A 15443-nucleotide genomic window follows, 5' to 3' on the forward strand; every position below is an offset into this window, starting at 1 on the left:
CCTTGTATGCTGGACCAAAGAAACCGATTTACCAAATCAAACTCACAATAGCTGAAAAAAGAAATTTATTGTATAGACAATAAATGGCGGAATCCGAAAAGCCACTAGAGTAGGAAAACCTTACCAAAAAAACAAAAACCATGGAAAAAAAACCATTAAAAAAATTGGCTTTGAACAAGTCTGTGATTGCAAAATTGACTGAAGACGAACAGTCAATGGTTAAAGGCGGAGCTGCGTTCACCACATCAGGCAACTGCACAGGCTTCCTTTGCTGCCAGGGAACGAGCAATTGTATTACTTATACACCGGATTGCTGGCCAAAAACTTCGCCTCAAAACACTTGTGAGACCAATTCAGGTTGCGCTTAATGGTTGATCCAATGGATGCGCCCGGCGGGTGCATCCATTGGATTTTTCTGGTAACACAGGCAACCGGCATGACCGCAAAATACCTTCAGCATGTTGATTAACCGAATTGAAACAATTATAAACGCCGAGAAAATGAAAGAAAAGGCCTTAAAAAAATTGACACTGAACAAATCAGTCATTGCAAAATTGACAGAAGATGAACAGGCAAACGTTAAAGGCGGCGACGCAATCACCACCTCGGGGAACTGCACTGGTTTCCTTTGTTGCAATAAGTCCAGCCAATGCCAGACCAATGTATCGAACTGTTGCACAACGAGCGTCGAAAGTATGTGTGTAGGGACTGTGGGTTGCCCTTAATTTTTCTTAGCCGAATGAATTCGATTGAATCATTCGGCTAATGTTTGAATTGTTAAGCCTGAATCATTGTAGATGGCGCAGCACTCTTGGCTGAATGGGCCTATTGTCCGGCCCCAGCTATTGCTGCTAGCGTGTTGAAGCTATCAATAAGTATGACCAGCGCAATATGCCGGAAACCTGGCAATATATTTTTATTTGTTGTTTACCATGACTAACTATACTTTTTATCCAAAGCTTTTAGTACGTATACCGCTAAGACCATTAACGACATCGTTTACCCTTACGGAGCTCAACGAATTATTTAAGGACCCGGTGATCCACGAGGCTTTATATCTTTCCTCGCCGGATTTGTTGAGTGAATATGAAAAATGGCTCATGGCGGGAATGCAGGCACATAGCGAATCAAAAAAGTTGGTTCTGTCATTGTTGAAATACATCCTCAGGCTTCACAGCCGCTGCACACCGTTCGGCTTGTTCGCCGGCTGCAGTGTGGTTGACCGGAACCAATCGATGGTTGTTGATCCGCAAAAGTTTTCGCGCTCCACCCGCCTGGATATGGACTATACCTGCGCACTCGCGGCCAACCTTGCGAAGCAGCCATATATCAAACCCTATTTAAAATATTACCCCAATACCAGCGGCTATCCTATAGGCGATAAATTAAGGTATGTGGAGTATTTTTATAAAAACAAAAAACGCTTCTATCAAATATCCTCCGTCGACAATACCGAATACCTGACCGCTTTGCTTGGCACTGCAGAAGCCGGTGCAACCTTAAATGACCTGACTAAAATACTTACGGATAATGATGTAGACTCCGACGATGCGCAGGCATTTCTCCAGGAGCTCATCGATGCTCAGCTGTTAGTTAGTGAACTCGAGCCCGCGGTAATCGGCAACGAAACTCTCTGGCAAATGATGACAACGCTAGAGGAAGTTTTTGGACAGGCCCCGTCGACTGAACTCGCTCAGTTGATTTCGTCATTGCAATTTATCTACAACACACTTCAATCAAAAGATGAGGCCAAAGCGTACACTGGCTTACAAAGCTACCGCGATGTGATAGCCACAGTGGACCAACTCGGCGTGCCGTTTGAAGCCGGCAAGCTATTTCAAACGGATCTTTTTCAAAATATAGCCGGGTCGCAGGGAAAGGATGGCCACAATCACCTGTCAGAGTCTACCCATGAATCGCTGCAAAAGGCCCTTACTATCCTGAACAAATTATCGCCCCAATCAAGCCGTAGGAACCTGGAAACTTTTAAAGAACAATTTATTAAAAAATATGAATACAGCGAAGTGGCTTTACTGGAAGTTCTGGACAATGAAAATGGTATTGGATACGGGCGCGGCGCTATAGAAAAGGGCGACTTGAATCCACTGATCGATGATTTGCCATTTGCAGTTGGGGAAGGCGACGCTTCCACTGTTTCATGGGACCGGATCGATTCCTTTTTATTTCAAAAGTTGCTGGGAGCCCATAAGAATGACCAGTACTCAGTTGCCATTACTGAAGACGAGCTGAGAGATATTCCAGCGAACTGGGCCGATTTGCCGGCATCCATGTCGGTTGTATTCAGTCATATAGGATGCGAAGAGGGCGCTGATGTACTGTTTATTAGGAATGCCGGCAACCCGAGCGCTACCAATCTTTTGGGACGATTTGCCGCGGGTTCTACGGACGTTTTAAAAACGATATACGATATCGCTGATTTTGAAGAGCGCTATTTTAAAAATGAAATTGTCGCAGAAATATCACACTTGCCAGAAAACAGGTTGGGAAATGTACTCCTCCGGCCAAATTTTCGGAAATATGAAATTCCGTACCTGACCAGATCGTCTTTGCCAGGCGATCAGCAGATACCCGTGAATGATCTTTATGTCTCAATTCGCAACAACCAGATACGTTTAAGGTCCAAAAAACTAGACAAGCTGGTTCTGCCGAGGCTTGGGACGGCCCATAATTTTTCTACCCGATCGCTGCCGGTTTATCAATTCCTGTGCGACATGCAACTGCAGGGGAAAAGGGGTGGTTTATTCTTTGACTGGAGAGGCATAAAAAATGAGTTTAAATTTCATCCCCGCGTTACGGTAGACCGGATGATCATTTTCCCCGCAACGTGGCAACTGACCAAAAAGGACCTCCAATCACTCCTAACCTATAAAAAGGACAATCCTGATATGCCGGAACTCCTGGAAACTGTGGCTGAATTCCGACGTCAATTGAAAATGCCAGAGTTAGTGTTACTAGTTGAAGGCGATAATGAGCTACTTATTGATTTCAGAGCCAGCTTAAGCGTTGAGCTATTTATGGCGACCATTCAAAAAACTGAAATGCTCGTTCTTAAGGAGTTTTTGTTCGACAAGGACAACGCTGTTGTAAATGGTGTGAACGGCGGCGTCTATACCAATGAAATTATCGCCACGATTTTTAAAAATGATGCCATGGAGGAAACGGTGAATTCCAAAACCTCCATTTCGGAGCCAATCAATTCGAAAAGAAAATTTTCCCTAGGATCAGAATGGTTGTATCTGAAACTTTACTGTGGTACCAAAGTTGCCGATTCCTTATTAACCGATATTGTGACTCCGGTCACTGACCAGCTGCTTGCGCAAGGGCTTATCAATAAATGGTTTTTCATCCGGTATTACGATCCGGATTTTCATTTGCGGATCAGGTTCCATTTGCGTTCCGCGGAAAGAGTAGGCCACGTTATCAGCTTGGTAAACGCTGAAATAGCAGGGGCCGAGCAAGCTGGTTTAATATGGAAAGTACAAGCCGACGCTTATGAGCGCGAATTAGAAAGATACGGTCAATACGATATCTCCTTAACCGAGGAGATTTTTTACGCGGACAGTAGGTGTTCGGCAAAAATGCTGGAGTTTTGCCCGGATGATCAGGCAAGATGGCTTTTTGCGCTTAAATCAGTTGACCATTTTATGGACTCCTTTAACCTGTCCCTGGACACTAAATTCGAATACCTCGAATGGTACAGAAACGCGTATGGAAATGAGTTCAAAATCGGCAAAGCTTTCAAACTGCACCTGGACAAAAAATTTCGCGAACAGCGGTCAAAGATCAGCAATGCCGTCTACCAAAATGGCGGTCCTGCCGTCCTGAACACCTCACTTTTGCATTGTCTGGAGTCCCGTGCGCAACAATTGGAAGCTGTTGCTGCTATGATCAGACAACAGGCCGGGTTGCACGATAAGATGCTGCGCGATTTCATTTCATCGCATGTCCATATGATTCTAAACCGGATATTCAGGAGTAAGCCAAGAGAGAATGAACTTGTTGTCTACGACTTTCTGCTGCGAACCTATCAATCGGAAAAAGCAAGAAACAACCAGCGTGTCACGATGGAGTAACACCTGTCATGCGTGTTCTTGGTCTCTTGATTGAGCTTAGCGGATGGCATTGCCGTCAACCAGGACCTCGAAGTCGTCCAGCCAGAGTTTACCTGTTCCAGACAATATGCCTCCGACGTACACGGTTTCAGCCCCTTCCGGTATGGCCAGTTTAACGGAATATTGTCGCCAATTGATGGTGCCACGGATTCTTTTTCGCTCCATATTATCAAATGCCAGGATACTATCTTTGCCGTCTATCCGCAGCATAAGCCCCATGACGCCGGTTATATTTTCCAGTTTCATATAGGCTCTTACTTCAATTTCTTTGCCGCTGATATGTTGTAATTTTCGTGCAGCGCACCCAAATATTTGGTCGCTCGGGTTGGATTCTTCGATGAGCAATGCATACCTGCCCGAATGCTTGGTATTGGAATCCAGCTTAAACGTGAAATTGCTTTTACGGGGCATCTTCATCCAGCGATCGGCAAAACCTGCAGAACCCGTTTGATTTTCAAAGCCAAAATTTAGCGTATCAATAGTTTTCTGGGCCGCGGCGAGTTTAAAAATCGCCAAACAAATGATTAATAAGAATAGATGCTTCATGTTAGGATTATATAGAATTAAACGATAATAGTATACTTAAACAAATACGGATTGTTAACACAGTTTCAAATAAATTAATTTTTCGGGCTGAGCTGACCGTTGATCATCAGGTTCCAAGTTCCAGCTGGTTTTTTACTAAACCGTAATATGCTCCCCTTAAAGAGGTCAATTGTTCATGGGTGCCCTGTTCGATGATCCGCCCTTTATCAAGAACGACGATATTGTCAGCATTGGTGACCGTACTCAGCCTATGGGCAACAATGACCACCGTCCTGCCTTTAAAGAAATCATTTAGGTTGTTCATGATAATGCTTTCATTATTGGCGTCCAAGGCGTTGGTCGCCTCATCAAAGAATATAAAATGAGGGTCCTTGTAAATTGCGCGGGCAATTAGCATCCGTTGTTTCTGGCCCTGGCTTATACCGTTACCCTCAGCACCAATCTTTGTTTTAAGACCCAGCGGAAGTTTGTTGATAAAATCCTGGATGTTGGCCGTCCTGATGGCATGGAGCAATTTGGACCGGTCCGGGTATTCATCTCCCAGGGTTATGTTTTTTTCAATGGTTTCTGAAAAAATAAAGCCCTCTTGCATGACCACACCGCATTGCGCGCGCCAGCTTTTAAAACTAATGTTGCTGATTGATTGGTCATCAACCAGGATATCACCGTTTTCCGGTTCATAAAACCGCAGCAATAACTTTAGAATTGTCGTTTTTCCGCTGCCGCTCATGCCGACGATCGCTGTTGTTTTTCCGTCCGGAATGTCCAGGTTGATGTTTTCGAGAACCGGTTCATTCCGGGTTCCAGGGTATCTGAAGGTCAGGTTACGAATGCTCAAGCTTTTATTTTCGGGTAACCCGGAGTTCCATTCCCTGTTTAAGGGTTCTTCATCGGACATTAATTGGATCTCATTCAACCTTTCCAGGCTGATCTTAGCATCCTGGAAACCTTGCATGAACGCCAGGAGTTGCTGAATAGGGGCGTTCAGCTGACCAATAATATACTGGACCGCGAGCATGCCGCCCAAGGTTAGATTACCATCGATAACGGCTTTTGCGCTCAAAAAGGTAATGAGCAGGTTGGTTCCCTCGTTGATAAATGTCGAGCCGCCTTGCTGGTACTGTGACAGCGCCAGGTTTCGCAGACTAAATTTAAACAGCCGGGCCTGTATATGTTCCCATTCCCAGCGTTTTTCCTGTTCATAGTTGTTAAGCTTAATTTCCTGCATTCCCCCGATCAACTGCACGATTGCACTTTGGTTTTTCGCAGAGATATCGAAGCTTTGATAGTTAAGCCGGCGCCTGCTTCTCAGGAAAATTGCTATCCAGCCGATATAAAGTGTACTGCTGATCGCAAATACAAAAAATATTAAAAAGTTGTAATAGACTAGGACAATGGAGAAGACCACCAGGTTAAACATAGAAAACAAGGTGGTGAGTGTGGAACCGGTTAAGAATGTTTGAATATTGCGTTGGTCATTCATTCGCTGCATAATGTCACCGGTCATCTTGGTATCGAAGAAACTGATCGGCAACTTCATGAGTTTAATGAGGAAGTCGGTCAGTATGGAAATATTGATGCGGGTACTGATATATAACAAAATCCACGACCGTATAAACTCCACGCTCACCCTGCCGATAATGAGGACTGCCTGGGCAATTAATATAAGGTAAATAAAATTCAGGTTTCGCGTATTGATGCCAATATCAACGACTGATTGCGTCATGATCGGCGCAATCAGTTGCAGGAAACTGCCAATACCGAGGCCCAGTAAAAGTTGTAAAAAATGCTTTCGGTAGGCAACAAAATAGCGTATCAGGTAAGACCAGCCGGCCTCGTCCCTTTTTTCATCCTTCACCTGGTAAAATTCCGGCATTGGTGATAGGAGCAGTGCAATTCCCTTTTTCTGTTCGTGATCACCTATCCAATTGTAAATAAAATCCTGTTCACTAATTGTTTCCATGCCGCTTGCAGGATCGGCGATATAATATTTGTTGCCTTTGATCTTGTATAATACGACGAAATGATTCTGTCGCCAGTGTAAAATACAGGGAAGTTCTGCCTTATCGAGATCACCTGCGGTAATCTTTGCCGCCAGTGATCGGAAACCCATTTTTTCAGATGCTTGGCTGATGCCAAGAAGCGAAACGCCTTCCCGGTTGATGCCGCAAAGATCCCTTAAAGTTTGCAATTGGTAGTTGTGTCCAAAGTATTTTGCAATCATTTTTAAGCACGACGGGCCACAATCCATTTGGTCATATTGCTTATAAAAAGGGAAAGACATGTTGAGGTAGATAAAGTTTATGTTCTCAAAAAAACCATTAAGTGCAGTTAATTCGTAAACGCGTTAACAGGCTCCAATGTACAATAAATATTAATATCGACCGAAAAGCAGCAGAACTTAGGGCCTATTTTTTATCGATCACCTTAAGAATATTCCTGCAGATTCTCTGTAGGATGGTTGCGTCCTGCGTGACGATCTCAGCATCGGCAACCATGCCCTGTTTTAAGTGGATTGGCCGCCTCATGTCTGAGCGCGTGCTAACTTTGAAATCGACTTTTGAAAGAAAAACGCTGTCTCTGTAAGGAATGTCAGAGATATAGCGGATTGTTCCGCGCAGCATGCCATATTCCTCAAAAGGATAACTTCTGAGCTTGATAAGTACAGGCTGGCCTTCTTTTACCTTACCCATACTGTTTTGGGGTATCATCATTTCGCCAAAAAACTGCTCATTGCCGGGATTGATATAAAAAATCTCTTCGTTGCTGCTAAGCACGTCATTTTCCTGTATCACGCCAGCAAACGTAAGCCTGCCGGACTGGAGGGCGGTCAGCACATATTTGCTTTTCCAATCCTGAATCTGGCTGACCAGGCTGTTGAGGGATTGTATAAATTTGAGCCGTTCCTGATCGATTTGATTATCCAGTTCGAGGATTTCTTTTTGTTTTGCCAGATAGTTCGTATTAGCGCTCACCAATGATGCATCCGTTTGCACCATAAGCGATTTTTTTGTCAGGTATTTGCTCTCTACATTGCGCAATTCCGAAGGCGTGCCGGCTTTCTGCTGAACCAGCTTCTCATAGATATGAAATTCCTGCTCCGCCAGAGTAAAATCACGCTGCTGGATCATCTTCTGTGCACCAAGCTCTTGTTCCTGCTTGGAAAGATCGGCAAGATCTTTTACCAGGTATGCGCGTTTTTTTACATAAAAGCCATCGGGAACCGATGATTTGTAGACCAGGTAGTCCTGGTAGAAATTCTGATAGGACGTTTGAAGCTCGCCCAGCTCGACAATATCGTTATGATCCAAAGAACTAATCAGCTCGGGGTGATTGCCCTGTACTCGTATTTGGAGTTCCGATAACTTTTTCAGAAGATTCAACACCTGTTCGTGATTAGCGGTGCTTTCAATAAAGCCCAACGCTTGTCCGGCTGTAACTTCATCGTTTTGTTGGACTAGTAATTTGATCAGTTTTCCTGAAATTTTGGCCACAACCGGCTTGGCAGCATTCGGCGAATTGACTTTCATCGTGGCTTTGACTACGTCCGGGTATCGTACGACAGCCGATATACCAACGATCGCAATCATTATAAAAAAAAATAAAATGATACCAAAGCGCATTATCCACGATGGCGCCTTGGTGATGATGTCCTGCATCTCGTCGGTGTGCCGGATTTCCTGGCCGTTTTGTACAAATGATACTGGCATGATAATAGTTTTCGCCCAAGTTTAGGTCATTGGCAGGCAATATACATTTATCTACTATGATTGTATTAGGGATGGAAGAAAAAATTGAAAATGATGCTAATGTTCCGGGCATGGTGATCTGTTCCATATTGAATAATCTTCATATAGAACATCGGGAAATTACTTGCCCCTAAAGCAAGCCGATTTAAATCGTGGCAATCTTTAGATTTTGAATAAAATAGTTCGAGAATTATATCAACAGGATTGGTACGCTATCAGTTCTTGGACTTAAAATGCTTTATCAGCTCTTTATAGTCTAAGACGTGTACCTGTTTACCGTTCTTATAAACTAAGACTGGTACAGTTCCTGTGTCTTTTGCCAAAGAATCACCTACGGCTACATAAGTCTCCCAATCTGGGTATAGATTAAGTAAATTCCCATCAGAAAGAACTAGAGTTTCTGTGTTGTGGTTTTGTCTATCAAAGTAGATTGAATCCACTCTTCCATGAAACGACCTAGCTGATGCTTTCCTTAGGACTAAATCCCACCCACCTATACTATGTGACACCTTCCAATAAACTAGAGCGATCAAAGGTACTATTATAACAATTATAGCTATAAATAATATGCGACTTGCTTTCCTGTTAACCATAAACTTTTCTTCCATAATGTTATTTAATTACCAAACCCAAGTCTGTCCGATGCTGTACATTGCTCCACCACTTACCTTCCCTCCCGGTGACAGGCCTATCTGTTGTGTAGTATAATCTTTCTCATTTTTTCCAAAGTTGCTGGGAGACATTGTTTCTTTACCTCCCAATGCAGGATCTAAACTGCCACCGTTGCTGTACCCGTATCGTCCAAACGGGGTGGTGATCCCTGCATTGGAAGATCCTGATCGTCCCCCAAAATCCTCTGTATGAAATTGATTACCATTAGTTGGCGTAATAGTTCCCATATCCAGACCAACGCCTCCACCCAATCCTATGTTTCCAGATAAAGTGAAATATGGGCGTGTCTTCCCTGTGGCATCAGTAACTGCACCCTGCGCTTAAGCTATAGCCACCTATTAAAGCCCCTCCAACAGTGACACCCATATAGGTTCCCCCTGTTTGTCTTGCGCTAAACTGAGAGCCGTTAAAGTTTGTGAGGGTAGAAAACCTAGGATCAGATCCGGCTTTTGCCGATCCCGCAGATGTCCAGCCCGAAAATCCATCTCTTTGAGTAGCCCTACTAACCGAGCCATCTTTACAGAAAGTAACCTTGTCGGTGTAGACGGCACCCCTCCCTTGAGTGGCTGTATACTTCGAATATACTTCCGCTGACTTTCCTATATACTTTGCCCCATCACCTCCAAATTTAGTTGCAGTCTTCTGATCAACCACTCTGTCATCCCAAACATACTTGCTTCCCTCTTTAACCCAATCAAACATCCCATCTACATCTACGTGTGTAATAGGGTTGTTATGGCCATAACTATAAGAACTCCATCTACGATCCTTATCAGCTAGTGGGTCTATTGTATTGAAACGCCCAATCACCGGATCATAGAACCTTGCGCCGTAATCGTATTCCCCCAGCTCTTCCTGTAGCTCCTTTTTATTGTAAAGATATTCATTTTTCCCGCTAGGGCTGATCTTTGCTTAGCGGCATTACATCCATGCCTAAAGGAAGCCATCTTAATTTGGTATCACATCCGAACGCCGGGGTAAATTGGAAATGGTATGCTTATGCAAAAGATATGGGCAGGATTAATCAACTAACTTGAACGGCAGCGGTTTTGATAAGTCAACAAGACAGCCAATTTTTTTCGGTTGTTTAGGGTGGTATGATTAAGGGAAACGGGTTAAGAGGCTATCGGCTCATCATTGGCTCTTATCGGTTCTTATTGGCTCATGTTTATATCAAATTCAGTATATTTTGTACTATAATACACCAAATAAACACATTTTAGACTGAAATTGCCTTTGGCGGCATCATTGGACTAGTCAAAATGGGTGCCATTTTATTGTGCCGATTTAAGGCGTTGAACTACAGTACGGTAGGGAGGGCTTTAACGGCCCTGAATATGCGATATCTTCCCCGTATGTTTTAGCTTTCAATATAAGCACGGGATTATTTTATACCTCTGTGGTAAAAAATTAACCGCAGAGGTATAAAACAGAATTTACCTCAACCAAAATTCGGCATATTCGTTGCATCCATATAAACAATTTCCCATTGATGTCCATCCGGGTCTGCAAAGCTGTGTTGGTACATCCATCCGTGATCTTGGGGTTCGGAATAAATGGAGCCTCCAAGTTCGGTTGCTTTCGTTATGGTTTGCTGCACTTCCTCGCGTGAGGCCGCATCAAGGGCCAACAATACTTCAGTTGCCAGGTGTGCGTTGCCCACCTCTTTTTTGGTAAAAGTTTTAAAATAACTTTCTACCAACAGCATTACATAGATGTGCTCGCTTATCACCATACAGGCAGCCTTGTCGTCGGTAAATTGTGGATTAAAGCTATAGCCAAGTCCGTTGAAAAATGCCTTTGACCGCTCCAGGTCTTTAACAGGCAAGTTGATGAAAATTTTTGTTGCCATGATCTAAATTTTTTAATTGTTATTGATGCACAAAGTTGCGGCAACTGTTTTCCTAAAAAATTTACATATGTTGAGAAAAGCAAAAAATCCTCACTTATTTGCAAAAAATATACGGCTTAGCTGAGTGGGGGTGATGCCTAGGTAGGCAGCAATGTGCTGTTTCTTTAACCTTTTCACCAAACCAGGGTATTTACGTAGAAAATTATCGTAATTGGTCTTAGCCGATTCATACCGGAGTGATACTTCATAGGGTTCCTTTTCGATTATCCAGTGCTGTTCCATATAGCGGATATAAAAAGCGGCGATATCGGGATAAATGGCAACAAGTTTTTTAAATTCCATGAAATTGTATTCGAGCACTTCTGTATCCTCCAGCGCTTTTATGGTAAAATTACTCGGCGACTGCGTGAGGGTAGCTGTCATGGAACCTGCAATTCGGTTCTCGGGGAAGAAATACTTAACCACCATGTCGCCATTTTCGGCAGCGTAATATTGATACATTAAGCCATTTACAATAAAAGCCACCTTTTTGGGTGTCTGGCCTTCGGTAACAAAATAGTCGCCCTTGTTGTAGGTGTTTTCGCGGAGCAAAGCGGCCCATGCCGTTTCGGCCTGCGGCGAGAGTTCAGTGTAAGTTTTTATTTTTTGGAAGAAAACATCGCGGCTCATTGGATAAAGATAGGAATCTTATTTGCGGGTATGATGCAGTATTACGCGACCGTACCCAATTTGCCATTAAAAAAACCTCAGAAAAGTTTGTCATAATTGCAAATTCAATAGAGACAGAAAAATATTTTCGATTCGTAACCCTTAAGACGAAGAGTAATATGCAATAGCCAGGTAGTACGGTAATTGTTTTTCTTACAAGACACCGATTTAAGGCTATTTGTCTATTTTCACCCTGATCACGTTAAATGAGTACGGTTTCAGGCTCAATTTTATGTGCCCACCATCAACTGCAACCTCGCTTTTTTGAGGACTAATGGCTAATGGTTTATCTAATGAATTAACCCCATTCAAATCGTCACTTTGTAATACAGTCCAGTTGCACACAGAACCTGTTTTAGCACCGCTCACTGCAAAATCTGATTTTTGCTCATCTTTCCCGGTGTTAACTATTTTAATAATCAATTCCCGTGTATTAGCATCTAAAGCTGCAGTGGCAAAGCATCCGTTCTGCCCGGTTACCGCTTCATTGTTCAGCGTTAGAGGAACTACATCCGTTCCTTTATTTAAAGAATATAATTGCTGCACATAATAATTTGGTGTGCCATAAGATCGCAGGTTATCAAACCAGATCAGGTCGGGCGTCCATTGCCAGCCTTCAACATTAGCAAAAAGCGGCGCGTAAGAAGCCATGCTAACTACGTCGGCATTGCGCTCCAAGCCAGTCATAAAAGCCGCTTCAGCCATGGCACATTCCCAGTTGTTCTTATTATCAGGGCTGCCTGTTACCTTGCTTTGAGCAGCATATTCACCTGCAAAAATTTTAGGGCCATTACGGTCGTAGTTGTCATAGCGTTTAACATTTTGCAAGAACCATTTAGGCGAGGCATAATAGTGTTCATCTAAGATGGATGCCCCCAACTTCCGGAAGGTTTGATTTGCACTATTAAATATATCACCTCCGGGGAATGGACCCAAACTGCTGACCAATTTGATCTGCGGATATTTGGCGTGGATGGCCTTTTCAAAAATCTTATACCTCTCAATGTATTGCTCGCCCCATTGTTCATTACCTACTCCAAGCATGTTTAAATTAAACGGCGCCGGATGGCCAAGCTCAGCCCGTTTTTTGCCCCATTTGGTATTAACTGAGCCGTTTGCAAATTCAATCAGGTCCAACGCGTCTTGAACGTAGGGTCCAAGCTGACTTACCGGAACCAGCTCGCAGGTGTTAAACTGGCAGGCCATTCCGCAATTGATAATCGGCAGTGGTGATGCACCTATGTCTTCGGCAATTTCAAAATACTCCAGGAAGCCCAGGCCGAAAGTCTGATAATAATCAGGAGCTGGACGGTGAGCGAATTCGGTATTCCATCGATTCATAATCATCCTGCGGTTTGCTATGTCGCCGATGGTTCTTTTCCATTGATAGCGGGTATCTAATTCACGTCCTTCAACGATACAGCCACCTGGAAAACGAAGGAATCCAGGTTTCATATCAGCAAGCTTTTGCACAAGGTCAGCGCGCAAACCGCCGGGGCGCTGCTTCCAGGTATCCTGCGGAAAAAGCGAGATCATATCGAGATCAACCGAACCGGTGCCTTTCAATAATACTCTGAGACTGGCTTTGGGCTCAGTTTCTGTTGCTATGAAACTCGCCGTATATTTTCTCCATTCTTTTGAAGCTGGTGTAACCGAAGTGCTGCCAATAACTTCTTTCTTTGAATTGATTAATTCTATTTGCAGGGTAATTTTAACTCCTCCGGCCTGTTTTGCTAAAACCGAAAAATTATACTGGTTATTTTTTTTAATACCCATACCGAAAAAGCCTTCGTTACTTAAGCCATAGCCTTTGGTTGAATTTGATGTAATATGTATGAATCTCGGGTTATCAGGGTTCGCAGCACCCCTGTTTAATATCAGGATACTGCCGTTGGCGCCATCCTGTTTTATTTCGTCCCAAGCCATTAAAGGCTCCTTGAACTCAAACGAACGATTTTTCACCAATTCAGCATATACTCCGCCATCAGCACCCATATTGATATCTTCAAAAAATATCCCGTACATGGTGGGTTGGACGTGTGCCTTTATTTTGCCGGCATTGATTGTGTACACGTTTTCCGTGTTAGTGGACTGGCAATAGGCTGACACGCATAGCGCGGTGATGCAAAACGTTAAAAAAGATCTTTTCATAATCATCATTAAAATCATAGCTGTGTCTTGCAGATCATTTGCTCTGCCCACTCTTACGTTATATTTAGGTGGCGCCCAGTCATATGAAATAAACAGAAAATAGTCAGGTGATAGATTGCCTCAGCACCTATTTATTAAGAAACTTATATGTTGTTGACGTACGATAAGTAGTACCGGGTCTCAAAACGGTTGAAGGAAATGAGGTTTCATTCGGAGAATCCGGGAAATGCTGTGTTTCCAGGCAAAACGCCGACCGATAGCCGTAAGCATCATCACATTTACCATCATGATCTTTTCCGTTTAAAAAATTGCCGCTATAAAATTGCAAACCAGGTTCGGTTGTATAAATCTGCATACTGATGCCTGTTTTCGGGCTATATACAGTGGCCACGGGGCCATCAGTTTTATTTAACACGAAGTTGTGGTCGTACCCTTTCCCGTTTTTGAGCTGTTCATCCTGTTTATCAATGTCCGCACCAATCGTTTTGGCCTTGATAAAGTCAAAAGGAGAGCCTTTAACAGGCATTAATTTCCCAGTCGGAATCAATGTCGAATCAATCGGAGTAATTGCATCGGCATTGATCTGCAAAAGGTGATCGGTAATAGTAGTATTGCCCGCGCCACTCAAATTAAAATAAGCATGGTTGGTAAGGTTGACTAATGTTGCCTTATCGGTAACCGCACTATAATCTATTTTGAGGCCATTGTCATCTGTTAATGTATACGTTACTTTTACATCCAGATTACCAGGATAACCACCCTCGCCGTCTTTTGATTTGTAAGAAAGTTCCAGAATTTGTGGCGACACCTGCCTGGCATCCCAAACTTTTGAGAAGAACCCGCTAAAACCACCGTGCAAGGTATTTACTCCATCATTTATGTCAAGCTGGTACATTTTGCCGTCAAGTGTGAACTTTCCCTTGGCTATACGATTGCCATACCTGCCTATAAGTGCACCAAAATAAGGCTCTTTTGGCTTTTGATAATATTTCAGGTCTTGGTATCCCAAAACCACATCAACGGGAGACCCATTTTTGTCAGGAACGATAATACTTACAACTCTGCCGCCATAGTTGGTGATAGCTACCTGTACTTGACTATTCTTTAGTATATACAAATCAGCCTGTTTACCATTAATACTTTGCTTAAAGTTTTTTGCGTCCGGCAAACATACAGTCCTTGCTATGCTGGTATCGCCAGCAGGCGTTGCCTTTTTCGATGAAGATTCACACGATTGGCAAATGGTTGCACCAAATATTGATGCACAAATTAAAATTGCTGAATTTGTTTTCATAATTCTTTACGCTCTTTTTCGCAGGTACCTGCAGCGATTGCTTTTACTTACCTTTAAAAAAATACAGTTCGGTTATTTGGTTTATACTTGGTTCAGCACTGATGGGCTTAATTTGGAGCCTAATGTATAAATATTTTTTTAATTGTGAAATAAACACTTAAATAATTTTGGCTCTATTAGTGTGTGGCAAACAATTGAAAAACAAAAAGGCCTAAATCAACCTATCGCCCTAAAGTCCACATTAGTAGGATTTAAGTGACACGCAAACCAAAGAAATGTTGGAAAAAGAGTTCCTGGTATAAACTGAATAGCCTAAGCGACGATAGCGAGGAAAGGGG

12 protein-coding genes are annotated in these 15443 nt (G+C 43.1%); 3 read left to right on the forward strand and 9 right to left on the reverse strand.

Annotation, left to right across the window (positions count from 1 at the left end; translation table 11 throughout):
* Positions 1-140 precede the first annotated feature (140 nt).
* From Q3A68_RS13170 to Q3A68_RS13175, 3 genes are all read left to right on the forward strand, one after another.
* Complete coding sequence (locus Q3A68_RS13170; RefSeq protein ID WP_302901563.1) at positions 141-368, forward strand: class I lanthipeptide; 228 nt, start codon at positions 141-143, stop codon at positions 366-368.
* A 132-nt stretch (positions 369-500) separates the two neighbouring features.
* Positions 501-725, forward strand: coding sequence for a class I lanthipeptide (locus Q3A68_RS23170; RefSeq protein ID WP_368045676.1), 225 nt, complete (start codon positions 501-503; stop codon positions 723-725).
* 207 nt (positions 726-932) lie between these two features.
* Positions 933-4094 (forward strand): lantibiotic dehydratase, encoded by a 3162-nt coding sequence (locus tag Q3A68_RS13175; protein ID WP_302901564.1) that lies wholly within the window; start codon positions 933-935, stop codon positions 4092-4094.
* Between the two features lie 36 nt (positions 4095-4130).
* On the opposite strand, the gene Q3A68_RS13180 is transcribed toward Q3A68_RS13175, so the two are convergent.
* The 9 genes from Q3A68_RS13180 to Q3A68_RS13220 form a co-directional block, all read right to left on the reverse strand.
* Positions 4131-4679, reverse strand: a complete 549-nt coding sequence (locus Q3A68_RS13180; protein ID WP_302901565.1) for a hypothetical protein — start codon at positions 4677-4679, stop codon at positions 4131-4133.
* A 106-nt stretch (positions 4680-4785) separates the two neighbouring features.
* A complete protein-coding gene (locus Q3A68_RS13185; RefSeq protein WP_302901566.1) occupies positions 4786-6963 on the reverse strand; it encodes a peptidase domain-containing ABC transporter in 2178 nt (725 codons plus the stop codon).
* Positions 6964-7087: 124 nt separating this feature from the next.
* Positions 7088-8389 (reverse strand): HlyD family secretion protein, encoded by a 1302-nt coding sequence (locus Q3A68_RS13190; RefSeq protein WP_302901567.1) that lies wholly within the window; start codon positions 8387-8389, stop codon positions 7088-7090.
* A 659-nt stretch (positions 8390-9048) separates the two neighbouring features.
* Positions 9049-9351: a hypothetical protein gene (locus Q3A68_RS13195; RefSeq protein ID WP_302901568.1), complete on the reverse strand. Its 303-nt coding sequence runs from the start codon at positions 9349-9351 to the stop codon at positions 9049-9051.
* A 49-nt stretch (positions 9352-9400) separates the two neighbouring features.
* A complete protein-coding gene (locus Q3A68_RS23175; protein WP_368045677.1) occupies positions 9401-10006 on the reverse strand; it encodes an RHS repeat-associated core domain-containing protein in 606 nt (201 codons plus the stop codon).
* Between the two features lie 535 nt (positions 10007-10541).
* Entirely contained in the window at positions 10542-10952 is a 411-nt protein-coding gene (locus tag Q3A68_RS13205; protein WP_302901569.1) for a VOC family protein, read from the reverse strand.
* A gap of 90 nt (positions 10953-11042) precedes the next feature.
* Positions 11043-11621, reverse strand: coding sequence for a Crp/Fnr family transcriptional regulator (locus Q3A68_RS13210; RefSeq protein ID WP_302901570.1), 579 nt, complete (start codon positions 11619-11621; stop codon positions 11043-11045).
* Positions 11622-11834: 213 nt separating this feature from the next.
* Positions 11835-13811, reverse strand: coding sequence for an alpha-L-arabinofuranosidase C-terminal domain-containing protein (locus Q3A68_RS13215; protein WP_302901571.1), 1977 nt, complete (start codon positions 13809-13811; stop codon positions 11835-11837).
* A gap of 127 nt (positions 13812-13938) precedes the next feature.
* The gene (locus tag Q3A68_RS13220) at positions 13939-15105 is read right to left on the reverse strand and encodes an aldose epimerase family protein (protein WP_302901572.1); all 1167 of its coding nucleotides are present in this window, start codon (positions 15103-15105) and stop codon (positions 13939-13941) included.
* Positions 15106-15443: the final 338 nt, after the last annotated feature.

The sequence above is a fragment of the Mucilaginibacter tolerans genome (assembly GCF_030519375.1).
Classification (GTDB): Bacteria; Bacteroidota; Bacteroidia; order Sphingobacteriales; family Sphingobacteriaceae; genus Mucilaginibacter.